Below are 25639 nucleotides of genomic sequence, written 5' to 3'. Positions count from 1 at the left end.
GCCGTCCGCGCGCCGGGGTTCGCGGGGCCTGGGCACAATCGCGCGCATGCACAGTCCGCTCGTCTCCGGAATCGCCTACAGCGTGCGCAGCTACGCGGGCGAATACGCCGGCCACGACCATGCGCACGCGCAGATCATGTTCGCGCTGGACGGCCGCATGGAGCTGGAGATCGGCGGCCGCGCCGCCTTCACCGACAGCTCCTGCGGAATGATCATTCCGGCCGGCGTGGCCCACACCTTCATGTCGCCGCGCGGCGTGCGCATGGTGGTCATCGACACGCCCGCCGCCGCGGGCGTCGACCGCATCCGGCGCTTCGCGGTCACGGCCGCCTGCAGGAACGACGTCGACCCGGCCCGGGCCGCGCAGCACCTGGCGCACGTGCTCGAGGCGCCCTCCATCCTCGCGCGCCGCGGCATCGACCTGGCACGGCTCGACACCGCCCTCGGCGGCGCGCTGCACGAGCCCTGGAACACCGCGCGCATGGCCGCCCTGTTCTTCCTGAGCCCGCAGCGCTTCCATGCGCGGCTGCTCGAACTGACGGGGCTGTCGCCGCAGGCCTACCTGCGCGCGCGCCGGCTCGACGCCGCCCAGCGCCTGCTGCGCGGCGGCCTGCCGCTCGAAGCGACGGCCCTGCGCACGGGCTACCGCTCGGCCAGCGCCCTCGGCTTCGCGTTGCGACGCGACCGCCAGTCGGGCGCCCGGCACGCGCGCACGGGCTGACGAGGTCGAGAGTCTCTCGACAGTTGCCGCGGCCGCAGCGCTGGAGGATGCGCGCATGACAAAGCACGCTTCCCTCACCGGCGCCGGCATGGTGCTTGCCGCCGCCGCGCTCTGGGGCACGACCGGCACCGCCCAGAGCTTCGCTCCCCTGGACACGTCGCCCTTCTGGATCGGCACGCTGCGCATGGCGATCGCCACGCTGTTCTTCGCGGCCTTCATCGGCTGGCGACGGCAGCGCGGCGAGCCCATCGCGCTGTCGATGGAGCCGGCCACGTGGCGCTGGGTGCTGCTCGCGGGCCTGTGCATGGCCGGCTACAACCTGAGCTTCTTCGCGGGCGTCAGGGCCACGGGCGTGGCCATCGGCACCGCGATCGCTGTGGGCAGCGGGCCGGCCTGGGCCGGATTGCTGCAGGCGCTCGTGTCTCGCACACCGCCCGCGCCGGCCTGGTGGGCGGGCACCCTGCTCGCGATCGGCGGTGGCGGCCTGATGGTGATGTCGGGATCGGGCGCAGGCTCGCGCGCCGACCTCGCCGGCCTGGCGCTGTGCCTGGGCTCGGGGCTCTGCTACGCGACCTACACGCTGGTCAGCCAGCGCCTGGTGCGCCGGTCGCCGCCGGCGACGGTCACGCTGTGGCTCTTCGCGACGGCCTCCGTGGCGGCCATGCCGGCCGCGCTGCTGATCTCCGGCCCCTTCTCGACCACGCCCGCGGGCTGGGTCCTCGTGGCCTACCTGGGCCTCGTGTCGACCGGCATCGCCTACCTGCTGTTCAGCCATGCGCTGCGGCACATCTCCGGCGCCTCGGGCGTCACGCTGGCACTGGCCGAGCCCGTCACGGCCTTCGGGCTCGCCCTGGTCGTCCTGCACGAGCGCCCTGGCCCCTGGGCCTTCGCGGGGCTCGCGATGGTGCTGGCCGGCCTGCTGATCGTGGTGTGGACCGAAGCGCGCCGGGCCCGGTGACACCGCCCCGCGCCCGCGCCCGACCTTGGCCAAGGCCCGACGGGCGCAAAAAAAAGCGCGCCCGCAGGCGCGCCCTCCCCGGTCAAGGCCGCCCGCTCAGGGCAGCTGGGTCCAGTTCTGGTTGTTGCCGCCGTTGCAGGTCCAGGTGATCAGGGCCGTGTCCTGCGTGGTGGATCCGTTCGGGACGTCGAGGCAGGATCCGGAGGCGCGGTTGCGCAGGGTCGAGCCGACCACCGTCCACTGCGTCGCATTGCCGGCCGTGCAGGCCAGTTGCACCACGGCGGCATTGGTGGTCGCGTTGCCGCTCTGCGCCAGGCACAGGCCGCTGTGCTGCGCCACGAACTGCACGTAGCCGCCGCTGCTGGTCACGGTGAACTTCTCGTTGGCGTCGTTGCCGCAGGGCCACTGCACCGCGGTGGCACCGCTGGCGGTCGACACGCCCTTGATGTTCACGCACAGGTTGCTGGCGTCGGAGCGGATGCGCGCGACCAGCGGCGGCGCGGTGTCGAGCGAGCGCACGTACTCGCGCAGCGCCACCACGTCGGCCGGCGGCAGGCCGTTGGCGTTGCCGTGGCCGCTGTCGAGCACCGCCTGCAGCGAGGCGGCCTGGCCGTTGTGGAAGAACGAGGTCACGCTCCAGGTGCCCGACAGCGTCGGCGTGTCGAAGCCCACGCCCGCCAGCGGCTGGTTGCCGCCCTTGCCCGACGAGAGCTGGATCGTGCCCACGTCGTGCCGCTGGCCGTCGCGGAAGGTGCCGCCGGTGTGGCAGGTCGCGCACTGCGCGGTGTTGAACACCGTCTGGCCGCGCGCGGCCTCCACGCTGAGGTTGCCGTCGGCCGTGCGCGCCGGGCTGCGCATGAACTTGTCGAGCGACGACAGGTAGGCCGCGAGGTCGTCGAGCTGCGCGTTGCGTCCGGCCTTGGGCGTGCCCAGCGGATTGGAGGTGGCCGCGTAGTCGGCATTGCTCAGGAAGCCGGTGCCGCCGAACTCGTTGCGGATGTCGTTCTCGAAGTCCTGCACCTCGTCGAAGTTGGCGCTCCAGTGCAGCTTGCCGTGGCTCGTGCCGCGCCGCCCCTGCAGGCTGATGGTGCGGCGCAGGCCCTCGCCGCGCTGGGTGAAGTCCCACACCATGCCGTCGTCGCCGCCATCGGCATGGCAGCTCGCGCACGAGATGTAGTTGTCCTTGCTCATGCGCCGGTCGGCGGCGTTGTAGAACACCTGCTTGCCGCGCAGCGCGGCCGCGGCCAGCGGTTCGGTCGCCACGGTCTGCACGTTGCGCACGAAGACCGCCGCGTTGCTCTCCGAGGCCAGCACCGCCGCCACGTCGTGCACCGACACCGAGCGCGCGAGGAAGTTGTTGACGAACAGGCGCTTGCGCGCGGCGTCGAGGAACAGGCCGTGCGGCGCGCTGCTGGTGTCGATCTCGCCGCGCACCGAGCGCGTGTAGGAGTCGACGATCGCCACCCGGTTGCCTTCCATCTGCGCCACGAAGATGTAGTCGCCCGCGGGCGAGAACAGCGCGGCGCGCGCCGGCGCGCGGTCGTCGAAGTCGATCTGCTCGCCGGCCACGTGGGCCGCCGACTGCAGGTCGACCTGCGACAGGATCGAGCGCACGGTCTGGTCGTGCACCAGGTCGCGGCCGTCGCGGAAGCGGCCGCGCACGATGTTGTCCTTCTTCGAGGGCAGGATGGCGCGCTTGCCGTCGGGCGAGATCACGACCTGGCTCAGGTAGTTGGCCACGCCGCGCGCGCCGGCCTCGGTGTCGATGGTGGTGGTGTCCACCGGCAGCGCGATGGTCGACAGCGCGCTCATCGAGGCCAGGTTGACCTTGTAGAGCTCGCCGCCGGTCATCTTCGACTTGAAGCGCGTGACGTAGGCGATCTGCGCATCGCCCGTGACCGCGATGCCGCGCACCGTGCCGTCGAGCGGCAGGGTGGCCGTGACCGCGCCGGTGGACGGGTTGAAGCTCACGAGGCGCGACTTGCTCTCCAGCGTCAGCAGGCCCTTGGCGCCGTCGGGCGTGAAGACCACGCCGTAGGGACCGCTGCCGTAGTCGAAGGGCACGGTGACCGAGACGCTGCCGTCGGCGGCGTTGAGCGCGACCAGCTTGTCCTCGCCCTGCACCGCGACCCAGACCCGGCCGTCGGGGCCGAGCGCCAGCGTCTTGGCCTCGCTGCCCACCGACACCTCCCACAGCTTGGCCAGGCTCTGGGCGTCGATCGCCGCCACCGTGCCGCTGTCGGGATTGACCGCGTAGACCCGGTTCGCGTCGCCCGCGATGTTGCCGGTGTGCCGCGGCGCGCTCGCGGTGACGGGCGCGATGATGGTCACGTTGTAGGTGTAGTAGGTCTCGCGGCCCGCGCTGTCCTTCACCGTCAGGGTCACGGTGTAGTGGCCGGGCGTGGTGTAGGTGTAGCTGTAGCCGGCCTGGCTCGAGAAGGCCGTGACCGTGCCGTTGCCGAAGTTCCAGCGGAACTGCGCGCCGCCGCTGCCGAGCGTGGACGGGTTGAAGTTCAGCGTGCCGTTGACCACCTTGGGCCCGCTGCCGATGCCGGGGTCGCCGATGACCGCCTGGCCGCGCAAGGTCGCGACCTCGGCGTCGCCGAGCACGCGGTTGAACACCCGCACGTCGGCCAGCGTGCCCTTGAAGAAGTCGGCATTGCCCTGGATCTGGCCCAGCCACTGGAACTTGTTCGCGAGGCCCTTCACGCCGGTGAGGCCGCTCGAGCTGGTCTTGGCGCCGTCGATGTACATGGTCTGCGCGCCCGAGCCCGCGTCGCGCGTGAGCACCACGTGGTGCCAGTTGCCGTCGTTGACCGGCGAGGTCGAGCGCGTGCCCGGGTTGTTGGTGGCCGCGTTGGCCACCGACAGGTTGAGCCGGCCGGTGTTGTCGAGCCAGCCCCAGAACACGTCGTCGGCGCCGCCCGACTGGTCGCGCCCGAAGATGCCGGGCGCGGTCCAGGCGTTGGCGCTGCCGTTCTGCGTGGTCTTCATGTAGAAGCTCAGCGAGGCGGTGCCGCCCAGCACGGTGGCCACGCTGTCGTTCTTGAGCTGCACGCCGCCGGCGCGGGTCGCGAAGTTCAGGCCGATGCTCTCGAAGGCGTCGCCACTGGCGGGCGTGCCGTCGTTGTTCGAGATCGGGTCGCTGAGCTTGCCGTTGAGTGCCCAGTGGTAGCTCAGGCCCACCTCGGCCGCGTTGCCGGTGTTGAAGGTGGACTTGAAGTCGGCGCCGATGGCGTTGCCCGCATAGTCCTTCACGCCGTTGGCCGGCAGGAACACCTCGTAGCTGGTGCCCGGCTGCAGCGGCTGCGTGGGGTGGAAGTTGACGATGCCGAGCTGCACGCTGTAGGTGCCCGCGAGCGTGTTGCCGCCCACGGGCCGCACGATGAAGGTGTTGGCGTTGACGCTCTCGGGCCGGATGTTGTCGGTCATGCCCAGGCCGATGCGCGAGGTCAGCGCCTGCTGCTTCGCGCCGTTGGCGGGCGAGACCTGCTTGACCTCGGGCCGGGTGGTGTCGGGGTCGACCTGGTGCACGACGAATCCGCTGCCCGAGCCGTGGTCGTTGCCCACGAACACGAGGTTGCCGAACATCGCGACCTGGCCGTTGTCCGAATGCGAGAAGTTCGGATCGTCCTCGCGCAGGATGCTGCCGCGGCCCACCTCCACGTGATTGAGCGGATTGCTCACGTCGACCTTGTGGATGCGCGTCTGCGCGCCCTGGATCACGTAGTGGTCCTGCGTGGCGCAGTACAGCTGCTCGTCGATGACCAGGCGGTTGTCCTCGGCCACGAATTTCGAGCGGTCGCTCAGGTCGTAGCTGTACATCTTCGCGCCGCTGTTGCGGGTGGAGACATGCAGGTTCCGGCCGTCGAAGCAGGTCGCATAGTAGAACGGCGTGGTGCCCACGATGGAGTCGAGCACCTTGGGATTGAGCGGATCGGAGATATCGAGGCTCGCGAAGCCGCCGTTGCTCTCCATCGCGGTCAGCACCATGTGGTTGCCCATCGTGAAGATCGGGCCGATGCGAAAGCCGCCGAGTTCGCCGGTGGACACCGGGTTGGACTTGCCGGCGCCGCGGTTGGCGAGCACGGCGTTCGCGGGGTCGGCGGCATCGACGATGAACATGCCCCGGCCCGCCGAAGCCACGTACAGGTAGGGCGCCTGCCACCAGAGCTGCCAGGCGACGTTCTCGTAGTCACCGGCGTTGACACCGGGCAGCGCCAGCTTCTTCACCTGCTTGATGTCGTTGACGTCGGTGAAGTCCCAGAACTCCACGCCGTTGATGCTGGGCAGCACCACGTAGGTCTTGTCGCCGATCCGCGCGGTGCCGAAGGAGTGCGTTTCGCGGAACTCGCTGGTGCGCCCCTCGGGCTCGTAGATCTTCTTGACGAGCCGGAGCTGGCGCGGGTTCGACACGTCGTACAGCAGGAAGCCGCCCGGGCCGAGGCCGCTGTCGGGGGCGAAGGACGTGAGGAAATAGCCGTTGACCATGATGCCGGCGTTCATGCCGTAGTCCTTGCGGCCCGGGTAGGTGGCGGGCACCTCGCGCGACTCGTTGGCGCTGCTGTGCGCGGGGTCGAGCGGATGCGCCGGGCTGGTGATCACCGACACCGGCTTGAACAGTTCCTCCGAGGTGTAGGTGAGGTTGCCCAGCCCCGGCCCCTGCAGCGGGAGGGGATCGGCGACGGCCTCGGACACCGCGGTCGCCATGTTGCCGAGGGTCGTCATCGGACTGACCCCGGTGATCGCCGCGTGCGTCAACAGGGTGACGAACGGCACCATCAATGCCATCAGGTAATACCGGATCTTCATCGTTTGCCTCCAAGTGTTGTTGGAAGTTCGCAGGGGAATCTGCTGACTCGTTCTTCTCTGGCTCGAATCACGACATGCGCGCGCAGCGCGCATCCCGGCGGGCGACGGGCGTCGCCTGCCGTGACGAAAAAAACCTGTTCGCCTACAGCCGCGCTATCGGCTTCGCACCGCGCCGCCCGATTCGTAGAGGGCCCAGGCCGCTTCCGCGCTGGCGCCCTCGTGGATCATCGCCATCAGCGCGCTCACCACCGCGGACGGATTGGCGTGCTGGTAGACGTTGCGGCCGTAGACCATGCCCACCGCGCCCTGGTCGAGCAGCACGCGCGAGCGCGCGAACACCTGCTGCAGGTCCTCGCGGCCGCCGCCGCGCACCAGCACCGGGCAGCGCGCGGCCTGCACCACGCGGTGGAAGTCCTTCGGGTCGCTGGTCGGGTCGGCCTTGACGATGTCGGCGCCCATCTCGCGCGCGAGCCGCACCAGGGTCACGATCTTCTCGGCGTCGCCGTCGACCATGTAGCCGCCGCGGCCCGCGCCGTGCGCCTGCATCACCAGCGGCTCGATCATCAGCGGCATGCCGTAGCGGTCGCAGTCGGCGCGCACGCGCGCGATGTTCTGCACGCACTGGCGGAACAGCTCGGGCTCGTCGGGCAGCATGAACAGGTTGACGACCACGCAGGCCGCGTCCATCTGCACTGCGGGCAGCACCGGGTCGTGCTCGTTCTGCAGCACGGCCCACATCGAGCGGTGGCGCGTGGCGTTGTAGGGATTGCCCATGTCCAGCCGCATCACCAGCGCCGGCCGCTCGCGGCCCGGGCGCAGCTGCAGCAGGTCGGCCTGGCCGTAGTTGAGCTGGATCGCATCGGGCGCCGCGGCCACCAGACGGTCGATGACGCCCGGCATGTCCTCGAGCCCGTCGAGGAAGCTGGGCTCGTTGCACACGCCGTGATCGAGCGCGATGTCCAGGCCGCGGCCGGCCTTCAGCAGGCGGGCGATGCGGACCTCTTTGCCTTTCGACATACGAAAGAACTCCTTGAAGGTGGAAGATGGTTCGAGGGGCGGGACGCGTCTCAGCCGAGCGCGCCCAGGTGCCGCTTCGCGGCGGTATCGATCTGCAGCAGCGCGTCGGCGCCGAGCGCGACCGAGCCGGCCGCGGCGTTCTGGATCGCCTGCTGCCGGTTGCGCGCGCCGCACAGCGACAGCGAGACGGCGCCGTGCTCGAGCGTCCAGGCGATCATCATTTCGGAGAACGAGCAGCCCAGCGCGGCGCGCAGCGGTTCGAGGTCGGCGAAGAAGGCCGCGAGCCGCGCGCGGTTGTCGGCGCTGAAGCGCGGATTGCTCGCGCGCTGGTCGTCGCCCGTGAAGGTGCGCGAGGGATCGATCGGCCCCGCGAGCAGGCCCAGCGCGAGCGAGGAATAACCCATCACCGCCACGCCATGCTCCTTGCACAGCGGCACCAGCGTGGCCTCGATCTCGCGGTCGATCAGGCTGTAGCGCTCCTGCGCCGCGTCGACCGGCCCGTGGCGCAGGTACTCGGCGAGCGTGGCGGCATCGACGTTGCTCACGCCGATCGCGCGGATCTTGCCCTGCTTCTTCAGGTCGAGCAGCGCGCCCATGGTCTCGGCCACCGGCGTGGTGGCGTCCTGCCAGTGCGTGATGTAGAGGTCGATGTAGTCGGTCTGCAGGTTCGCGAGGCTCTGCTCCACTTCGTACGCGATCGCATCGCGGCCGAGGTAGCGGTAGACCGGGTGGCCGTCCTCCTCGAAGAAGTGCGTGCCCTTCTGCGTATGCCACACCAGGCCGCACTTGGTGGCGATCACGGCCTCGTGGCGCCGGCCCTTGAGGGCGGTGCCCACCAGCCGTTCGGAGCGGCCCAGGCCGTAGGCCGGCGCCGTGTCGATCAGCGTCACGCCCGCGTCGAGCGAGGCCTGGATCGCCAGCGTCGCGCCCGCGTTGTCGCCGCCGCCCCACATCCATCCGCCCATGGCCCAGGTTCCCAGGCCGATCGCCGAGCAGCGTATGCCCGACGGTCCCAGCGTCGTCGTCTTCATCTCTTGGTCTTCCTCACGTTGAGCAGGTGGTCGATGGTCACGGCCACGAGCAGGATCAGTCCCTTGATCACGTCCTGCCAGTAGGGCGAGACGTCGAGCAGGATCAGCGAGCTCGTCACCACCGACAGCAGCGCCAGGCCGAGCACCGCGCCGAGCACGGTACCCGAGCCGCCCTTGAGGCTGGCGCCGCCGATCACGGCGGCGGCGATCACGTTGAGTTCCATGCCCATGCCGAAGGTGGGCGTGGCGGCGCCGAAGCGCGCGGTGTAGATCACGCCGGCCAGGCCGGCCGAGGCCGAGCACAGCACCGTGACCCAGAACTTCACGCGGCCCACGCGGATGCCCGAATAGAGCGCGGCCTTCTCGTTGCTGCCGACGTAGAACACCTTGCGCAGCAGGGTGGCGCGGCGCAGCACGAAGTCGCTGATGGCGACGATCGCGACGAAGATCAGGATCACGGCCGGGATGCCGAACAGCGTGCCCTGGCCGATGAACTTGAACTCGGCCGGCAGCGAGAACAGCGACTGCGGCGTGCCCTGCGTGAAGGCCAGGCACAGCCCGCGCACGATCACCATGAAGGCCAGCGAGGCGATGAAGTGGTTCAGCCCGATGCGCGTGACGCAGCCGCCGATCATGGCGCCGATCATCGCGCTGGCGCCGATCGCCATCGCGCTCGCGAGCCAGGGGTCGACGCCCATGAGGAACAGCTTGCCGGTGATCACCATCGCGAGGCACACCACCGAGCCCACCGAGAGGTCGATGCCGCCCACGATCAGCAGGATGGTCATGCCGACCACCACGATGCCCTCGATCGAGAACGACAGCAGCATCGCGCGGATGTTCTCCCAGGTGAGGAAGTACGGCGACGCGAAGCTCATGCCCACGCACAGCACCGCGATGATCAGCAGCAGGCCGGCCTCGCGCATGCTGCCGAGTCGGAAGGGAAGGTTCACGGCGTCTCCTTTGGCCCCCGCCGCCGTGCCGGTGCCGGCGGTGCTCGCGGGGTTGGTGCCGTCTATTCTGAATTGGTAGCTCACTGCATCTCCTGTTCGCCCAGTCCCGAGGCCAGCCGCAGCAGGCCCTCTTCCGTCATCTCGGCCGTGCCGAGCTCGCCGGCCAGCCGGCCTTCGCGGATCACCAGCGCGCGGTCGCACAGACCGATGATTTCCGGCAGTTCCGACGAGATCACGATCACCCCCACGCCCTGGTTCGCGAGCGCGCGCAGGATGTGGTGGATCTCGGATTTCGCGCCCACGTCGACGCCGCGCGTGGGCTCGTCCATCAGCAGCACCGACGGCTTCGTGGCCAGCAGCTTGGCGATCGCCACCTTCTGCTGGTTGCCGCCCGACAGGCTCGCGACCTCGATCGCCACGCCGTCGGACTTGAGGTTGAGCTGCGCGCCGAGGTCCTGCGCCAGCTTGCGCTCGGCCGCGCGTTCCATCAGGCCGAAGCGCGAGCTCACGCGCCGCAGCGCCATCGCGCAGACGTTCTGCGCGATCGGCAGGTCGAGGAACACGCCCGCGGCCTTGCGGTCCTCGCTGAGGTAGGCGATGCCGTGGCGCAGCGCGTCGGCGTACTTGCGGATCGCGAGCGTCTTGCCGCCGAGCCGCACGCTGCCGCGCCGCGCGGGCCGCAGCCCGCACACCGTTTCGGCGAGTTCGCTGCGCCCGGCGCCCATGAGGCCCGCGATGCCGAGGATCTCGCCGCGCTTGAGCGCGAAGGAGATGCCCTGCACGCGCTCGCCATCGGCGATGTCGTCCACCTGCAGCAGCGTCTCGGGCGCCTCGGGCAGCGTGGCGCGCGGCGGGTAGTAGTTGCCGAGGTCGCGGCCCACCATGCGGCGCACCAGCTCGTCGGGCGTGGTGCCGGCGAGCGGGCCGCAGTGCACGTTGCGCCCGTCGCGCAGCACGGTGGCGCGGTCGCAGTTGGCGAAGATCTCGGCCATGCGGTGGCTGATGTAGATGATGCCGATGCCCTGCGCCTTGAGGTCGTGCAGCACGCGGAACAGCGCGGCCGACTCGAGCTCGGTGAGCGCGGCCGTGGGCTCGTCGAGGATCAGCACCTTGCAGTCGAGCGTGAGCGCCTTGGCGATCTCCACCAGCTGCTGGCTCGAGATGCCGAGCTCGTCGACGCGCGCGGCCGGGTCGATGTCCTGGCCGAGCCGGCGCAGCACCTTGGCGGCGCGCGCGTTGAGGCCGCCGTAGTCCATGAAGGCGCGGCCGCCCGCGTTGATCTCGGGCATGAAGATGTTCTCGGCGACGGTGGCGTCGCCGCACAGCGCGATCTCCTGGTGCACCAGGCCGATGCCCAGCCGCATGGCATGGGCCGGGCCGTCGATGCGCACATCCAGCCCGTCGAGCGCGATCGTGCCCTCGTCGGGCTGGTGGATGCCGTCGATGATGTTCATCAGCGTCGACTTGCCGGCGCCGTTCTCGCCGCACAGGGCGTGGATCTCGCCGGCACGCAGCGAGAAGTCCACGCCCGCGAGCGCGCGCGAAGCGCCGAAGCGCTTGCTGATGCCGCGCAGCGAGAGCAGCGGCTTCGGGTCGTCGCTCACTCGCCGATTCCCTTGGTGCCGCGGCGCGCCAGGTACTTGTCCCAGTAGAAGTCGTCGGCGTTGGCCTTGCTCACCACCGACAGGCCGTTGTCGAGGAAGGGCACCGACATCGGGTTGGTGCCGTTGCGCTTGGCGTCGTTCATCGGATCGATGAGCTGCGGGTTCTTGGCCAGGAACAGCATCATCATCCCCATGTAGCCCTGCATGCCCTGGTTGGGATTGATGGCGCCGAACACGTCGCCGGCCTTGATCATGTCGAGGATCTTGGCGTTGACGTCGCAGCACATCACGCGGATGTTCTTCTTCGACTCGATCTTGGCCTGCGCCGCGCCGAGCGCCGAGTTGGCCTCGGGCATGAACAGCGCGCCCAGGTTCGGGTTGGCCTGCGCCAGGCTCAGCACCGCCTGGTAGGCCTTGCTCGGGTCCTGGTTGCTGGCCGCGCGGCCCGCGAGCTTCATGCCCGGGTGCTTGGTCTTCATGCGGTTGACGAAGGCGGCGATGCGGCGGTCGTGGTTGTCCTGGCCCGGGTTCTCGAGCACCGCGTACTCGCCCTTGCCGCCGAGCGCGGCGGCGATCGCGTCGGCCGCCTGCGTGCCCTCGCGGTCGTTGTCGGAGGTGATGAACGAGGCGCGCTTGGAGTTCGGCGAGTCGGCCGCGAAGGTCACGACCGGGATGCCCGCCGCCACCGCGCGGTTGATCGGCTCGATGAACGGGTCGGGGTTCATCGGGTGCAGCAGGATGCCCGCGGGCTTGCGCGCGAGTTCCTGCTCGAAGGACGCGAGCTGCTTGTTCACGTCGTACTCGGGCGTGCCGGTGTAGCGGGTGCGCACGCCCAGCGTGCGGCCCAGCTGTTTCATCATTTCGTAGACCGGAAACCAGTACTCGACGCCCGAGACCATCACGTTCATCACGTAGACGTCGTTCGGGTTGCCGCGCAGGCCGGTGGCGGCCGGTGCGGCGGGCTGCTGGGCGAAGGCGCTGGAGCCGGCCAGGCCCAGGCCGGTGGTGGCTGCGGCGGCCGCCGCGGACTTCAGGAAATCTCTTCTCACTTCTGTCTCCTCGTGTTGCTCAGACCTGGCAGATGGGCCGCCTTGGAGGGTGGCTTTGGATCTCTTGGCGTCATGCATGTTGTCATGACAGGTCAGAATGTATGCGGCTCGTTTTGGCTGGAATACTAGGGGAAACGCTACTGCGATCCGAACCAAATTGCCCGAAGCTGTTATGACATGACAACGAACATCTACCTGGGTATAGACATGGGGTCGAGCAGCCTGAAGGCGCTCGCGCTCGATGCCGACAGCGGGCGCACGGTGGCGCTGGCGCGCGCCGCGCTGCCGCACGACCGGCGCCCCGGCGGCGGTTGCGAGGTGGCCGAGGCGGCGATCCATGCGGCGCTGGGCCGCGTGCTCGGCGCCATCGCGGGCCAGCTCGGCCCGCTGGCCGCCGCGGTGCGCGCCATCGGCTGCACCGGCCACGGCGCCGGCCTCTATGCGCTCGATGGCGCGGGCCGCCTCGTCGGCGGCAGCGCGGTCGCCTCCACCGATCAGCGCGCCACCGCGCGCGCCCTGAAGCTCGCGCAAAGCCACGGCGCCGCGCTGTTCGACGACGTGGGCTGCGGCCCCTGGCCCGGACAGCCGACGCTGATCGCGGCCGAGCTGTTCGGCCACGACGCGGTGCAGCGCGGCGAACTGCAGCGCCTGCTGTTCGCCAAGGACTACCTGGGCTTCCTGCTGACCGGAGAGACCGCCACCGACCTCAGCGACGCGAGCACCGCCGGGCTGGTCTCGCTGGCCAGCGGCCGCTGGTCGCAGCAGGCTTTCGACGCCGCGGGCCTGTCGGACCTGTCGCCGCGCACGCTCGGGCGCATCGTGCCCAGCGGCGAGGTGTTCGGCCGGCTGCTGCCGGCTCAGGCCGCGGCCTGCGGCCTGCCCGCGGGCGTGCCGGTGGCCATGGGCGCGATCGACCTGCTGGCCTCGATGACCGCGATCCGCGCCGAGGCGCGCGGCCATGCGGTGGCGGTGTTCGGCACCTGGAGCGTGAATGCCGCGATCGGCCCGGCCACGCCCGTGGGCGCGCCCAAGCCGCCGGTGGCCGCGGTGGTGAACTTCGGGCCGGCCGAGCGCCGGCTCTACATGGAGAACAGCCCCTCGTCGATGGCCAACATCGCCTGGGCCGCCGAGGCGCTGGGCTTCGGCAGCGAACAGGCCGTGATCGATGCCGCCATGGGCTCGCCGCTGGGCGCGCATGGCGTGCGTTTCCTGCCCTTCGTCAACGGGGGCAGCGCGCCGCCAGGCGCGAGCGCGGGCTTCGTCGGCCTGCGCAGCCACCATGGCCGCGCCGACATGGCGCGCGCGGTGGTCGACGCGGTGGTGGCGCTGCATGCGCGCCACCTGGGCCGGCTCGCGGCCCACGGCCTGCTGCCCGAAGCGCTCACCATGCTCGGCGGCGGCGCGCGCGACGCCCGGCTGGCGCGGCTGCTGGCCGGCTTTCTCGGCCGGCCGGTCGCGCGCTGCGGCGACGACGAGACCGGCGCGCGCGGCGCGGCGCTCTATGCCGCCATCTCGCAGGGCCTCGACCTCGACGCGCCCGCCAACGCCCACCTGCTCGCGCCCTGCGAGACCCTCGCGCCCGAAGCGGGCGACATCCCGGCCTGCGCCGATTTCCTGGCCGGCTTCGATGCGCTGCTCGACAGCCTCGCACCGGCCTTCACCCTGACCACCGGCACCACCCGCATGCCGGATTCCGCACGATGAGCGCCTGGCAACTGCCCTTCACCCGTCCCGCCTCGCTCGCCGGACGCCATTTCTCCACCGTCATCGTCGGCGCCGGCATCAACGGCGTGGGCGTGTTCCGCGACCTCTCGCTGCAGCGCGTGGACTGCCTGATCGTCGACAAGGGCGACTTCGGCGCCGGCGCCAGCAGCGCGCCCTCGCGCATGATCCACGGCGGCCTGCGCTACCTCGAGAACGGCAGCTTCTCGCTGGTGGCCGAGGCCACGCGCGAACGCAACCTGCTGCTGCGCAACGCGCCGCACCTGGTGAAGCCGCTGAAGACGGTGGTGCCGCTCGCGAGCCTGTTCGGCGGCATGCTGGGCAGCGCGCTGCGCTTCCTCGGCCGGCCGGCCTCGCCGCGCACGCGCGGCCTGCTCGCGGTGGCGCTGGGGCTGCGTCTCTACGACCTGCTGGGCCGGCGCCAGCGCGTGATGCCGGGCCATCGCATCGACCGCGTGCCGCCGCGCGACCGCCAGCTGTTCCGCGCGGCGATCCGCTGGACCGCCACCTTCTTCGATGCCTGGATCAGCCATCCCGAATGGCTGATCCTCGAGCTGATCGCCGATGCCTGCCGCGACCAGCCGCGCTCCACCGCGGTCAACCACTGCCGCGTGATGGGCTGCGCCGGCAACATCCTCACCCTGCGCGACGAGATCACGGGCGAGCTGGTGCGCGTGACGGCCGACACGGTGGTCAATGCCAGCGGCGCCTGGCTCGACCGCAGCACCGCGGTGCTCGGCGGCGGCGGCCCGCGCGTGATGGGCACCAAGGGCTCGCACCTGGTGCTCGACCATCCCGCGCTGCGCGATGCGCTCGACGGCCGCATGGCCTACTTCGAGGCGATGGACGGGCGCGTGTGCATCGTCTATCCCTTCCTCGACCGCGTGCTGGTCGGCTCGACCGACATCCCGGTGGAAGACCCCGACCAGATCGCCACCGAGCCCGAGGAGGTCGACTACCTGCTCGAGGTGCTGCGCGAGGTGTTCCCGAACCTCGCCTTCGACCCGGCCGACGTGGTCTACACCTATGTCGGCGTGCGGCCGCTGGCGCGCTCCGATGCCGACAAGCCGGGCCAGATCTCGCGCGACCACTCGGTGGCCATCGACCCGCCGAATGCCACGCGCGACATCCCGATCGTCTGCCTGGTGGGCGGCAAGTGGACCACCTTCCGCGCGCTGGCCGAGGAGGCCACCGACGCGGTGCTGCGCCACCTCGGCCGCGCGCGCACCGCCTCCACCGACATGCTGCCGATCGGCGGCGGCGCCGAGTTCCCGGCCGACGCGGCCGCCACCGAGCGCCTGCTCGAGCGCCTGATGGCCACCGGCGCGAGCCGCCGCCGCGCCCAGGCGCTGTTCGCGCGCTACGGCGCCAAGGCGCTGCCGCTGGCGCAACGACTCGCGGCCTCGGGCGACGTGCCGCTGCGGCATGCGCCCGACCACTCGGTGGCCGAGATCGGCTACCTGTGCCTCGAGACCGGCGTGATCCACCTGTCGGACCTGGTGGTGCGCCGCACCCTGCTGGCGATCCGCGGCCAGGTCACCGACGCCGCGCTGGCCGAGATCGCCGGCATCGCGGCCGAGGCCCTGGGCTGGGATGCGCAGCGCCAGCGCGAGGAGCTCCATGCCTGCGCCACCGCGCTGCGCGAACGCCACGGCGTGCGCCTGCAGACCGCCGCCCCGGCCGCGGATTCCCCTTTGGATGCATCATTGATGGCCTCGAAGCCCGTCCTCACGTGAACAGCCCGACCTTGACCGCGCCCGCCCTCGACCGGAATTCCGAATCGCCCCTGTGGGCCCAGTTTCGCGACGCCGTCCGCCTGCAGATCCTGCAGGGCGAACTGCCGATCGGCGCCAAGCTGCCGTCCGAGGCCGAACTCGGCGACCAGTACGGCATCTCGCGCATCGTGGTGCGCGAGGCGCTGGCCGACCTGGTGCGCAACGGCCTCATCTACAAGATCAAGGGCCGCGGCGCCTTCGTCGCGGCGCGCGAGCGCGACGAGGACTTCGTCTCCACCGTGCTGGGCTTCTCCGACGAGATGGAGCGCAAGGGCCGCTCGGTGCGCACCCAGATCCTGACCCAGGAACTGCGCCTGCCCACCGCGCTCGAGGCCGGCGCGCTCGGCCTGACCGAGGACACGCAGGTGGTCGCGCTCAAGCGCCTGCGCAGCGTGGACGGCGAGCTGCGCCTGCTGGTCGAGACCGTGGTGCCGGCCGACATGGCGCCGGGCCTGCACCGCATCCGGCTGGAAGACCGCTCGCTCTACGACGTGCTGCGCCGCCAGTACGGCCTGCGCCTGGTGCGCGCCGAGCGCTGGATCGACGCCGTGCTGCCCGACGCCCAGACCTGCGAGCTGCTGAACCTGCCCGCGCCCGAGCCGCTGCTGCGCATCGAGTCGATCGCCTACGGGCTCAATGGCCGGCCGCTCGAGCACTACCGCGCGCTGCACCGCTGCAAGTCGAGCCGGCTGCACGTGCAGACCACGACCTGAGGCCCTTCACGCGGCGCGGGCTCGAACGCGGGTGACTGTCGGGTCAGTAAGATGCCCGACTCCTTCCACCCACCTACGCATCCCCCGCCATGTCCGACCTCGACGAACGCTTCCAGACCGCCCAGGCCAACTCCAAGCTGCTGGCCGAACGCCCCGACAACCCCACGCTGCTGAAGATCTACGGCCTGTTCAAGCAGGCGACCGAGGGCGACAACACGGCCAAGAAGCCCAGCTTCAGCGACATCGTCGCGCGCGCCAAGTGGGATGCCTGGACCTCGCGCAAGGGCCTGAGCGGCGACGAGGCGAAGGAACAGTACATCGCGCTGATCGAGTCGCTGCGCGGCTGAGCGCCGGCTTCCCTCACGCCCCGCCGATGATCCCGCGCTCGCGCAGCGCCGCGATCTGGCCGGCGGTCAATCCGATCTCCTCGAGCACCGCGTCGGTGTCCGCGCCCAGCGCGGGCGCGTTCAGGCGGTGCGCGGCCGGCGTGCGCGAGAGCTTGGGCACGAAGCCCGGCACCGACAGCTCGCTGCCGTCGTTCATGCGCAGCCGCTGCAGCATGCCGCGCGCCGCGTAGTGCGGGTCGGCCGCGATGTCGGCGATGGTGTAGATGCGCCCGGCCGGCACGTGCGCGGCATCGAGCGCGGCCAGCACCTCGTCGACCGTGCGGCTGGCGGCCCAGTCGCCGATGGCGGCGTCGAGCAGTTCCACCTGCGCCACGCGGCCGGTGTTGTTCGCCAGGGCGGGATCGGCCGCCAGATCGGGCCGGCCGATGCAGCCCATGAGGCGGCGGAAGATGCTGTCGCCATTGCCCGCGACGATGGCATAGCCGCCGTCGGCGCAGCGGTAGGCATTGGTCGGCGCGATGCCCGGCAGCGCGCTGCCCGCGGCCTCGCGCACCGCGCCGAAGGCGCCGTACTCGGGCAGCAGGCTCTCCATGCAGTTGAAGACGGCCTCGTAAAGCGCCACGTCGACCACCTGGCCCAGGCCCTTGGGATGCTCGGCGCTCACGGTGGCATGGCGGTGCTGCAGCGCCATCAGCACGCCGACCACGCCATGCAGCGAGGCCAGCGTGTCGCCGATCGACACGCCCACGCGCACCGGCACGCGGCCCGGCTCGCCCGTGAGGTGGCGCAGCCCGCCCATGGCCTCGGCCACCACGCCGAAGCCCGGCCGGTCGCGGTAGGGCCCGGTCTGGCCATAGCCGCTGATGCGCAGCATCACGAGCGCGGGATTGGCCGCGAGCAGCGCCTCGGGGCCCAGGCCCCAGCCCTCCATCGCGCCGGGGCGGAAGTTCTCGATCAGCACGTCGGCCTCGGCCGCGAGCTGGCGCACGATGGCCTGCGCCTCGGCCTCGCGCAGGTCGAGCGCCAGCGAGCGCTTGTTGCGCGACTGCACCTGCCACCAGACCGAGGTGCCGTCCTTCATCAGCCGCCAGCTGCGCAGCGGATCGCCCGCGCCCGGCGGCTCGATCTTGACCACCTCGGCGCCGAAGTCGGCCAGCGTGCGGGCCGCGAAGGGGCCGGCGATCAGCTGGCCGAGCTCGATGACCTTGAGGCCGGCGAGCGGGCCGGCGGCGGGAGCGGAGGAGGAAGCGGTGGATGTCGTCATGGCCTGCGAGTGTGCCGCGCGCCGTCGCGCGGGTTCCGCGAGGCTTCGGGGCGGGAAAACACCTATGAATTCTTGACGCTGGCAAGGCGCGGTCGCGGCCGCCCTTCCGCGCCGCAACAATCCAGGCCCGCCCAGGCCGTTTCCCTCGGGGAGAAAGCCCTTTGCTGCGCCGCAGCGCGGGCCGCGATGCACGCCACCCGCCCTCGCCCTCGCATCAAAAAAGTATCGATTCGAGCCGCCATCTCTGGTTGTTGGCATCGGGAGCGATTCGTACAGTCCGCCCCAGCTGTCACGCATCCCGAAGAACCGCCCAGCGGCAGAGACAAGGAAACCGAGCCCCATGCAACCCGATCTGGAAATCGTCGAAGTCCGCGGTGACGAATCGTTCGCCTGCTGGGCCCACGGCTATCCCTACCGCACCGTGCGCTGGCACTTCCATCCGGAGTACGAGATCCAGCTCATCGTCGAGACCCAGGGCGTGTACTTCGTGGGCGACCACGTCGGCCACTTCGAGCCCGGCAACCTCGTGATGATGGGCCCCGACCTGCCGCACAACTGGATCAGCGACGTGCCCGCGGGCCAGAGCGTGGAGCGGCGCGGCATCGTGATCCAGTTCCCGGCCGGCCTGGTGCAGCGCATGGCCGCGAGCTTCCCCGAGTTCGCGCGCATCGCGCCGCTGATCGCCGAGTCGGGCGCGGGCCTGCTGTTCTCGGCCGAGACCGCGGCGGCCGCCAAGCCGCTGATGGAGGCGCTGCTCGAGGCGCGCGGGCTGCGCCGCGTGATCCTGCTGCTGTCGCTGCTCGAGCTGCTGGCCGCGAGCCAGGACCGCCAGCGGCTCGCGAGCCCGGCCTTCAAGCCCGATCCCAAGGCCTTCATGTCGCACGCCATCAACAACGTGCTGGCCCACATCGCGGCCAACCTCGGCGACGAGCTGCGCGAGCCGATGCTGGCCGAGCTGGTGGGCCAGAGCCCGAGCGCCTTCTCGCGCGCCTTCCGCAAGCACACGGGCCAGTCCTTCGTGCGCTACGTGAACCGGCTGCGCATCAGCCGCGCCTGCGAGCTGCTGACCAGCAGCGAGAAGCCGGTGCTCGACGTCTGCATGGACGTGGGCTTCAACAACGTGTCGAACTTCAACCGGCAGTTCCTGCTGCACAAGCGCATGCCGCCGACCAAGTTCCGCAACTTCCACCGCATGCAGGCGGCGCAGGCCGCGCACCTGCGCGGCGCCAGCCCGCCGTAGGCGGCCCGCCCCCGTTTCCCGCATCGCCATCGGCGCGGGCCCGTCCGGGCACCGCGCGGGGCGAAGCCTTGCCCGCGTCGTTTCAACCGTCATCACCCAAGGAGACATGCCATGAAGAAGAACATCCTCGCCACCGCCACCCTCGCCGCGCTGCTGTGCGCCGCCTCCGCCGCGCAGGCCCAGGCGCCGAAGCAGCCGCTGCGCATCGGCATGAGCTTCCAGGAGCTCAACAACCCCTACTTCGTGACCATGAAGCAGGCGCTCGAGGAAGCGGCCGCGAGCATCGGCGCCAGCGTGGTCGCGACCGACGCGCGCCACGACGTGGCCAAGCAGATCGGCGACGTGGAGGACATGATCCAGAAGAAGGTCGACATCCTGCTCTTGAACCCGACCGACTCCACCGGCGTGCAGTCGGCGGTGCGCTCGGCCAAGAAGGCCGGGCTGGTGGTGGTGGCGGTCGATGCCAACGCGCAGGGCCCGGTCGACTCCTTCGTCGGCTCGAAGAACACCGACGCGGGCCGGCTGGCCTGCGAGCACCTGGCCAAGGCCATCGGCGAGAAGGGCGACGTGGCGATCCTCGACGGCATTCCGGTGGTGCCGATCCTCGAGCGCGTGAAGGGCTGCCGCGAGGCACTCGCCAAGTACCCGGGCATCAAGGTGGTGAGCACGCAGAACGGCAAGCAGGAACGCGCCACCGCGCTCACCGTGACCGAGAACATCCTGCAGGCCAACAAGGACCTGAAGGGCATGTTCAGCGTCAACGACGGCGGAGCGATGGGCGCGCTCGCGGCCATCGAGGCCAGCGGCAAGGACGTGAAGCTCACCAGCGTCGACGGCGCGCCCGAGGCCATCAAGGCGATGCAGAAGCCGGGCTCGAAGTTCATCGCCACCACCGCGCAGTACCCGCGCGACCAGATCCGGCTGGCCATCGGCATCGCGCTCGCGAAGAAGTGGGGCGCCAACGTGCCGGCGGCGGTGCCGGTCGACGTGAAGCTGATCGACGCCGAAGGCGCGAAGAGCTTCAGCTGGTAAGGCGCGGGCGGACCCTGGCCGTGACCACGAACGACACCGCCGAGATGCTGCGGCTGGAGGGCGTCTCGAAGCGCTTTCCCGGCGTGCAGGCGCTCTCGGGCATCGACCTCTCGATCCGCAAGGGCGAGGTGCATGCGCTGCTCGGAGAGAACGGCGCGGGCAAGTCGACGCTGATGAAGATCCTCTGCGGCATCCACCAGGCCGACGAGGGCCGCATCTACATCGACGGCAGCGAGCGCCGCTTCGCGGGCTATGCCGACGCCATCGCGGCGGGCGTGGGGATCATCTTCCAGGAGTTCAGCCTGATCCCACACCTGGACGCGGCCGAGAACATCTTCCTGGGGCGCTACCCCACGCGCCGCTTCGGCCTGATCGACAAGTCCGCGATGCGGCGCGCGGCGCAGCAGCTGTTCGACGAGCTCGGCGTGCGCATCGACCTGCGCGTGCCGGTGTGCCGGCTCTCGGTGGCGCAGCAGCAGTTCGTGGAGATCGGCAAGGCACTGTCGCTGAAGGCGCGCCTGCTGGTGCTCGACGAGCCGACCGCCACGCTGACGCCGAACGAGGCGGACCACCTGTTCCGGATCATGCGTTCGCTGCGCGACCGGGGCGTGGCGATGATCTTCATCTCGCACCACCTCGACGAGATCTTCGAGGTCTGCGACCGCATCAGCGTGCTGCGCGACGGCGCCAACGCGGGCCATGCGGAGGTCGGCGCGACCGACATCGACGCGCTGGTCGAGATGATGGTGGGCCGGCGCATCGAGCAGAGCTTTCCGCCCAAGCCGCAACCGGCACCGCATGCGGCCGGCGCGCGCAAGCTGCTCGAGGTGCCCGCGATCCAGCTCGCGAAGGGCGGGCCGGTCAACGCCTTCGAGCTGCATGCGGGCGAGATCCTCGGCTTCGCGGGCCTGGTCGGCTCGGGCCGCACCGAGCTCGCGCTCGGCATGATGGGCGCCGACCGCGCGCACCGCAAGACGGTGCTGCGCAACGGCACGCCCGTGCGGCTCGACGATCCCACGCAGGCGCTGGCGCACGGCATCGGCCTTTTGCCCGAGAGCCGCAAGGTGCAGGGGCTGATCACCGACTTCACGATCCGCTTCAACATCACGCTCAACAACCTGGGCCGGCACCGCCGCGCGGGCCTGGTGCGCGAGGGCGCCGAGAAGCGCGAGGCCGCCGAGCTCGCGCGCCGCGTGGGCGTGAAGGCGCCGGACCTCGAGACCCGCGTGGCCACGCTCTCGGGCGGCAACCAGCAGAAGGTGGTGATCGCGCGCTGGCTCGGCCACTCCTGCGAGGTGCTGATCTTCGACGAGCCCACGCGCGGCATCGACGTCGGCGCCAAGGCCGAGATCTACGCCCTGATGCGCGAGCTCACGCGCCAGGGCAAGGCGGTGCTGATGATCTCGAGCGAGCTGCCCGAGATCGTCGGCATGTGCGACCGCGTCGCGGTGTTCTCGGGCGGGTCCATCGTGGCCACGCTCGAGGGCGCCTCCATCCATTCCGGCGACATCATGCGCCACGCAACCACAGGGGGTTCGCCATGAACGCCACCGCCAGCCATCCCGCGCCGCCCGCTCCCGCCGGCGGATTCCTCACCGAGCTGCGCCGCTCCACGGCCTTCCTGCCGCTGGTCGGGCTGGTCGCGATCTCGGTCTTCATGATCGTCGCGACCGACAACTTCCTGTCCTGGGGCAACCTGCAGAACATCGCGCTGCAGTCCTCGATCAACGCCATCATCGCGGTCGGCATGACCGCGGCCATCCTCACCGGCGGCATCGATCTCTCGGTGGGCGCGGTGGTGGCGCTGTCGGGCACCTTGGCCTCGGGGCTGATGGTGCAGTTCGGGCTGCCGCCGCTGCTTGCGGTGCCGCTGGGCCTGGCCGTGGGCGCGGTCATCGGCCTGTTCAACGGCTACTGCGTGGCCTACCTGCGCATGCCGCCGATCATCGTGACGCTGGCCACCATGGGCATCGCGCGCGGCATCGCGCTGATCTACACCGGCGGCTACCCGATCGACGGCCTGCCCGAGTCCTTCGCCTTCCTCGGCGGCGGCACGCTCGCGGGCATCAAGGTGCCGATCCTGCTCATGCTCGCCACCTACCTCGCGGCCTACGTGCTGCTGAACATGGCGCCCTTCGGCCGCTACGTCTACGCCATCGGCGGCAACGAGGAAGCGACGCGGCTGTCGGGCGTGCGGGTGGCGCGCTACAAGCTGCTGGTGTATGCGCTCAGCGGCTTCACGGCCGCGGTCGCCGGCATCGTGCAGGCCTCGCGCGTGACCAGCGGCCAGCCCGGCGTGGGCGTGGGCTTCGAGCTCGACGCCATCGCCGCCGTGGTGATGGGCGGCACCTCGATCGCCGGCGGCCGCGGCGCGATCGTCGGCACCCTCGTCGGCGCGCTGCTGCTGGGCGTGCTCAACAACGGGCTCAACATGATCGGCGTGTCGCCGTACCTGCAACTGATCATCAAGGGCGGCATCGTGCTGCTCGCGATCTTCATCAGCCGCGAAGCGAAGCGCTAGACCCCTCCCTCTTCCGCCTTGCTCCTTCCCCCTCTGGGGGAAGGCCGGGATGGGGGCACGCGGCGCTCGTTCGGGAGGCTGCGTGCCCCCACCCCGGCCCTCCCCCAGCGGGGGAGGGAGAAACACCCAACCCTCTCTCCTCACAAGGAACCCATGTCTTATCAAAAGCTCCAGTCCGGCAGCACGGGCGCCATAGCCCAACTCGCCATGCAGGCTGTCGTCTGCCACGGCCCCAAGGACTACCGCCTCGAGACCGTCGAGGTGCCCGCCATCGGCGCCAACGAACTGCTGATCTCGATCGCGGCCTGCGGCATCTGCGCCTCCGACTGCAAGTGCCATTCGGGCGCGAAGATGTTCTGGGGCGGCGACGGCCAGCCCTCGTGGGTCAAGCCGCCGGTGATCCCGGGCCACGAGTTCTTCGGCTACGTCGAGGCGCTCGGCGAAGGCGCGGCCGAGCACTTCGGCGTCAGCAAGGGCGACCGCGTGATCGCCGAGCAGATCGTGCCCTGCGGCAAGTGCCGCTTCTGCACCTCGGGCAAGTACTGGATGTGCGAGGTGCACAACATCTTCGGCTTCCAGCGCATCGTGGCCGACGGCGGCATGGCCGACTACATGCGGCTGCCGCCGACCGCGCGCGTGCACAGGATCCCCGATGGCATCGCGCTCGAGGACGCGGCCATCATCGAGCCGCTGTCGTGCGCGATCCATACCGTGAACCGCGGCGACATCCAGCTCGACGACGTGGTGGTGATCGCGGGAGCCGGTCCGCTCGGCCTGATGATGACGCAGGTGGCGGCGCTCAAGACGCCGAGGCAGCTGATCGTGATCGACCTCGTGCCCGAGCGCCTCGCGCTCGCGAAGCAGTACGGCGCCGACGTCGTCATCAACCCGAAGACGGAGAACGCCGACGCCATCGTCAAGGGCCTGACCGAAGGCTATGGCTGCGACGTCTACATCGAGACCACGGGCGCGCCGATCGGCGTGACGCAGGGCCTGGAGATGATCCGCAAGCTCGGCCGCTTCGTCGAGTTCAGCGTCTTCGGTTCGGAGACCAGCGCCGACTGGTCGATCATCGGCGACCGCAAGGAGCTCGACGTGCGCGGCGCCCACCTCGGGCCCTACTGCTACCCGATCGCCATCGACCTGCTGGCGCGCGGGCTCGTGACCTCGAAGGGCATCGTCACGCACGACTTCCCGCTGACCGAATGGGAACGCGCCTTCGCGCTCGCCAACTCGCTCGACTCGATCAAGGTGCTGCTCAAGCCGCAGCCGCGGACCGCCCCATGAAGTACGTGATCGGCGTCGACATCGGCACGCAGAGCACCAAGTGCCTGCTGGTCGGCATCGACGGGCGCGTGCGCGCGCAGGCCGGCGTGGCCTACCAGCCCGAGACGCCGAAGCCGCTGTGGGCGCAGCAGGACTGCGCCGTGTGGTTCGATGCCGTGTGCGAGAGCGTGCGCGCCTGCGTCGCGAAGAGCGGCGTCGCGCCGGGCGACATCGCCGCGATGTGCGTGAGCAGCCTCTATGGCGGCGCCGGCATCCCGGTCGACGAGGCCATGCAGCCGCTGCACCCCTGCCTGATCTGGATGGACCGCCGCGCCACCGCACAGGTCGATGCGGTGAACGCGACGGTCGACGTCGAGAAGCTGCAGGCGATCACGGGCAACGGCGTGGACAGCTACTACGGCTACACCAAGATGCTGTGGCTCCGCGAGCACCGGCCCGAGGTGTGGGCGAAGACGCGCTGGTTCCTGCCGCCCAACAGCTACGTCAACTGGCGCCTCACCGGCGAGCTCGCGGTCGACCACAGCTCGGCCGGCAACATCGGCGGCGTGTACGACGCGGCGCGGCGCGGCTGGTCCCACGAGGCGCTCGGCATGCTGGGCATTCCGGCGCGCATGATGCCGCCGCGGCTGGTCGAATCGAGCGACGTGGTCGGCGGCCTGAAGGCCGAATGGGCCGCGCGGCTCGGCCTCGCCGAAGGCATGCCCCTGATGGGCGGCGGCGTGGATGCCGCGGTGGCCACCTTCTGCGCGGGCGTGACCGGCAGCGGCGACCACGTCGCGATGATCGGCACCAGCATGTGCTGGGGCTTCGTGAGCCCGAGCGTGGATGCGCGCCACCGGCTCATCGGCATGCCGCACGTGTACCGCGGCGCGGACCGCAGCTATGTGTTCGGCGGCGCCATCGCCGCGGGCGCGGCCGTCACCTGGTTTCGCGACACCTTCTGCCAGGCCGAGCTGGCCGAGGCCGCGCGCACCGGCGAGGACGCGCATGCGCTGATCGAGCGCCAGGCCGTCGACGTGCCGCCGGGCGCGCAGGGCCTGGTGTTCCTGCCCTACCTGATGGGCGAGCGCAGCCCGATCTGGGATGCGCAGGCCAAGGGCGCCTTCATCGGCCTCTCGCTCGCGCACGGCCGCGCCCACCTCTACCGCGCCGTGCTCGAGGGCGTGAGCTTCGCGCTGCAGCACAACATCGAGGCCGGACGCCAAAGCGGCCAGCCGCTGGACCCGCGCCTGATCGTGGTCGGCGGCGCGGCCCACTCCGACCTCTGGATGCAGATCGTGGCCAACATCACCGGCTACCCCGTGTTCACCATCGAGGAAGAGGTCGAGGCTGCCCTCGGCGCGGCAATGCTCGCGGCGCTGGGCGCGGGGCTGGTCGATGCGGCGACGGCCGAGCGAGGCTGGGTCACGCTGGTGGAACGCGCAAGGCCGGAGCCCGAAGCGCAGGCGATCTACCGCGAACGCTTCGAGATATACAAGTCGCTGTACCCCGCATTGCGCGATGCGATGCACCGGCTCCAATGAACGCACACCCACTGCACCGACCGAACTACCGCCACGCCTCCCGTGCACAGGGCAGCGGGTGCTTCCCGCA

General features: G+C 70.6%; 19 protein-coding genes. 12 read left to right on the top strand and 7 right to left on the bottom strand.

The annotated features are described in order from the left end of the window. Window positions 1-46 precede the first annotated feature (46 nt). Both AC07RM_RS31175 and AC07RM_RS31170 read left to right on the top strand, forming a co-directional pair. Entirely contained in the window at window positions 47-721 is a 675-nt protein-coding gene (locus AC07RM_RS31175) for a helix-turn-helix domain-containing protein (RefSeq protein ID WP_495336964.1), read from the top strand. Window positions 722-776: 55 nt separating this feature from the next. After that, a complete protein-coding gene (locus AC07RM_RS31170; protein WP_495336963.1) occupies window positions 777-1679 on the top strand; it encodes a DMT family transporter in 903 nt (300 codons plus the stop codon). Window positions 1680-1775: 96 nt separating this feature from the next. Here AC07RM_RS31170 and AC07RM_RS31165 read toward each other — a convergent pair whose 3' ends face one another. From AC07RM_RS31165 to AC07RM_RS31140, 6 genes are all read right to left on the bottom strand, one after another. Continuing rightward, a complete protein-coding gene (locus AC07RM_RS31165) occupies window positions 1776-6491 on the bottom strand; it encodes a LamG-like jellyroll fold domain-containing protein (RefSeq protein ID WP_495336962.1) in 4716 nt (1571 codons plus the stop codon). A 153-nt stretch (window positions 6492-6644) separates the two neighbouring features. Further along, window positions 6645-7508: a class I fructose-bisphosphate aldolase gene (locus AC07RM_RS31160; protein ID WP_296795346.1), complete on the bottom strand. Its 864-nt coding sequence runs from the start codon at window positions 7506-7508 to the stop codon at window positions 6645-6647. Window positions 7509-7558: 50 nt separating this feature from the next. Beyond that, on the bottom strand, window positions 7559-8539 hold the full coding sequence (locus AC07RM_RS31155; protein ID WP_495336961.1) for an aldo/keto reductase: 981 nt from the start codon (window positions 8537-8539) through the stop codon (window positions 7559-7561). Then, complete coding sequence (locus tag AC07RM_RS31150) at window positions 8536-9465, bottom strand: ABC transporter permease (RefSeq protein ID WP_208509805.1); 930 nt, start codon at window positions 9463-9465, stop codon at window positions 8536-8538. The genes AC07RM_RS31155 and AC07RM_RS31150 overlap by 4 nt, the downstream gene beginning before the upstream one ends. Window positions 9466-9572: 107 nt before the next feature. After that, window positions 9573-11096, bottom strand: a complete 1524-nt coding sequence (locus AC07RM_RS31145) for a sugar ABC transporter ATP-binding protein (protein WP_495336960.1) — start codon at window positions 11094-11096, stop codon at window positions 9573-9575. Continuing rightward, window positions 11093-12145 carry a substrate-binding domain-containing protein gene (locus AC07RM_RS31140; protein ID WP_057592540.1) on the bottom strand — a complete coding sequence of 351 codons (1053 nt, stop codon included), beginning with the start codon at window positions 12143-12145 and terminating at the stop codon, window positions 11093-11095. Before AC07RM_RS31140 ends, AC07RM_RS31145 begins: the two co-directional genes overlap by 4 nt. Window positions 12146-12322: 177 nt before the next feature. Between AC07RM_RS31140 and AC07RM_RS31135 the strand changes: the two genes are divergently transcribed. The 4 genes from AC07RM_RS31135 (at window position 12323) to AC07RM_RS31120 (ending at window position 16702) form a co-directional block, all read left to right on the top strand. After that, on the top strand, window positions 12323-13849 hold the full coding sequence (locus AC07RM_RS31135; protein WP_495336959.1) for an FGGY family carbohydrate kinase: 1527 nt from the start codon (window positions 12323-12325) through the stop codon (window positions 13847-13849). Further along, window positions 13846-15603 (top strand): glycerol-3-phosphate dehydrogenase/oxidase, encoded by a 1758-nt coding sequence (locus AC07RM_RS31130; RefSeq protein ID WP_495336958.1) that lies wholly within the window; start codon window positions 13846-13848, stop codon window positions 15601-15603. Before AC07RM_RS31135 ends, AC07RM_RS31130 begins: the two co-directional genes overlap by 4 nt. Then, window positions 15600-16355 carry a GntR family transcriptional regulator gene (locus AC07RM_RS31125; RefSeq protein ID WP_093354236.1) on the top strand — a complete coding sequence of 252 codons (756 nt, stop codon included), beginning with the start codon at window positions 15600-15602 and terminating at the stop codon, window positions 16353-16355. The genes AC07RM_RS31130 and AC07RM_RS31125 overlap by 4 nt, the downstream gene beginning before the upstream one ends. Window positions 16356-16444: 89 nt before the next feature. Further along, on the top strand, window positions 16445-16702 hold the full coding sequence (locus AC07RM_RS31120) for an acyl-CoA-binding protein (protein ID WP_057592544.1): 258 nt from the start codon (window positions 16445-16447) through the stop codon (window positions 16700-16702). Between the two features lie 13 nt (window positions 16703-16715). Here the strand turns inward: AC07RM_RS31120 and AC07RM_RS31115 are convergent, their stop codons facing one another. Next, on the bottom strand, window positions 16716-17966 hold the full coding sequence (locus tag AC07RM_RS31115) for a CaiB/BaiF CoA transferase family protein (RefSeq protein WP_495336957.1): 1251 nt from the start codon (window positions 17964-17966) through the stop codon (window positions 16716-16718). A 340-nt stretch (window positions 17967-18306) separates the two neighbouring features. Here AC07RM_RS31115 and AC07RM_RS31110 point away from each other — a divergent pair, with 340 nt between their 5' ends. The 6 genes from AC07RM_RS31110 to AC07RM_RS31085 all read left to right on the top strand — a co-directional run bounded on the left by AC07RM_RS31110 (window position 18307) and on the right by AC07RM_RS31085 (window position 25569). Further along, window positions 18307-19206 carry a helix-turn-helix domain-containing protein gene (locus AC07RM_RS31110; protein ID WP_093354231.1) on the top strand — a complete coding sequence of 300 codons (900 nt, stop codon included), beginning with the start codon at window positions 18307-18309 and terminating at the stop codon, window positions 19204-19206. A 111-nt stretch (window positions 19207-19317) separates the two neighbouring features. Further along, window positions 19318-20238, top strand: coding sequence for an ABC transporter substrate-binding protein (locus tag AC07RM_RS31105; protein WP_057592548.1), 921 nt, complete (start codon window positions 19318-19320; stop codon window positions 20236-20238). A 44-nt stretch (window positions 20239-20282) separates the two neighbouring features. Next, the gene (locus tag AC07RM_RS31100; protein WP_495337030.1) at window positions 20283-21782 is read left to right on the top strand and encodes a sugar ABC transporter ATP-binding protein; all 1500 of its coding nucleotides are present in this window, start codon (window positions 20283-20285) and stop codon (window positions 21780-21782) included. Further along, window positions 21779-22759 (top strand): ABC transporter permease, encoded by a 981-nt coding sequence (locus AC07RM_RS31095; protein ID WP_057592549.1) that lies wholly within the window; start codon window positions 21779-21781, stop codon window positions 22757-22759. The genes AC07RM_RS31100 and AC07RM_RS31095 overlap by 4 nt, the downstream gene beginning before the upstream one ends. 153 nt (window positions 22760-22912) lie before the next feature. Next, window positions 22913-24046, top strand: a complete 1134-nt coding sequence (locus AC07RM_RS31090; RefSeq protein WP_495336956.1) for an alcohol dehydrogenase catalytic domain-containing protein — start codon at window positions 22913-22915, stop codon at window positions 24044-24046. Beyond that, complete coding sequence (locus AC07RM_RS31085) at window positions 24043-25569, top strand: FGGY-family carbohydrate kinase (RefSeq protein WP_495336955.1); 1527 nt, start codon at window positions 24043-24045, stop codon at window positions 25567-25569. The genes AC07RM_RS31090 and AC07RM_RS31085 overlap by 4 nt, the downstream gene beginning before the upstream one ends. The last annotated feature ends 70 nt before the right edge of the window (window positions 25570-25639 follow it).

The organism is Variovorax sp. GW821-FHT09B05, from assembly GCF_059418265.1.
Note: the sequence above shows the minus strand (reverse complement) of the source record. Positions and strands in the feature narration are given on the sequence as shown.

Coding starts and splice junctions, on each gene's coding strand:
- AC07RM_RS31155 (WP_495336961.1), bottom strand. CDS start 8,539: ATGAAGACGACGACGCTGGGACCGTCGGGCATACGCTGCTCGGCGATC.
- AC07RM_RS31085 (WP_495336955.1), top strand. CDS start 24,043: ATGAAGTACGTGATCGGCGTCGACATCGGCACGCAGAGCACCAAGTGC.
- AC07RM_RS31150 (WP_208509805.1), bottom strand. CDS start 9,465: ATGCGCGAGGCCGGCCTGCTGCTGATCATCGCGGTGCTGTGCGTGGGC.
- AC07RM_RS31090 (WP_495336956.1), top strand. CDS start 22,913: ATGTCTTATCAAAAGCTCCAGTCCGGCAGCACGGGCGCCATAGCCCAA.
- AC07RM_RS31115 (WP_495336957.1), bottom strand. CDS start 17,966: ATGACGACATCCACCGCTTCCTCCTCCGCTCCCGCCGCCGGCCCGCTC.
- AC07RM_RS31175 (WP_495336964.1), top strand. CDS start 47: ATGCACAGTCCGCTCGTCTCCGGAATCGCCTACAGCGTGCGCAGCTAC.
- AC07RM_RS31120 (WP_057592544.1), top strand. CDS start 16,445: ATGTCCGACCTCGACGAACGCTTCCAGACCGCCCAGGCCAACTCCAAG.
- AC07RM_RS31110 (WP_093354231.1), top strand. CDS start 18,307: ATGCAACCCGATCTGGAAATCGTCGAAGTCCGCGGTGACGAATCGTTC.
- AC07RM_RS31130 (WP_495336958.1), top strand. CDS start 13,846: ATGAGCGCCTGGCAACTGCCCTTCACCCGTCCCGCCTCGCTCGCCGGA.
- AC07RM_RS31165 (WP_495336962.1), bottom strand. CDS start 6,491: ATGAAGATCCGGTATTACCTGATGGCATTGATGGTGCCGTTCGTCACC.
- AC07RM_RS31105 (WP_057592548.1), top strand. CDS start 19,318: ATGAAGAAGAACATCCTCGCCACCGCCACCCTCGCCGCGCTGCTGTGC.
- AC07RM_RS31100 (WP_495337030.1), top strand. CDS start 20,283: ATGCTGCGGCTGGAGGGCGTCTCGAAGCGCTTTCCCGGCGTGCAGGCG.
- AC07RM_RS31135 (WP_495336959.1), top strand. CDS start 12,323: ATGACAACGAACATCTACCTGGGTATAGACATGGGGTCGAGCAGCCTG.
- AC07RM_RS31095 (WP_057592549.1), top strand. CDS start 21,779: ATGAACGCCACCGCCAGCCATCCCGCGCCGCCCGCTCCCGCCGGCGGA.
- AC07RM_RS31170 (WP_495336963.1), top strand. CDS start 777: ATGACAAAGCACGCTTCCCTCACCGGCGCCGGCATGGTGCTTGCCGCC.
- AC07RM_RS31160 (WP_296795346.1), bottom strand. CDS start 7,508: ATGTCGAAAGGCAAAGAGGTCCGCATCGCCCGCCTGCTGAAGGCCGGC.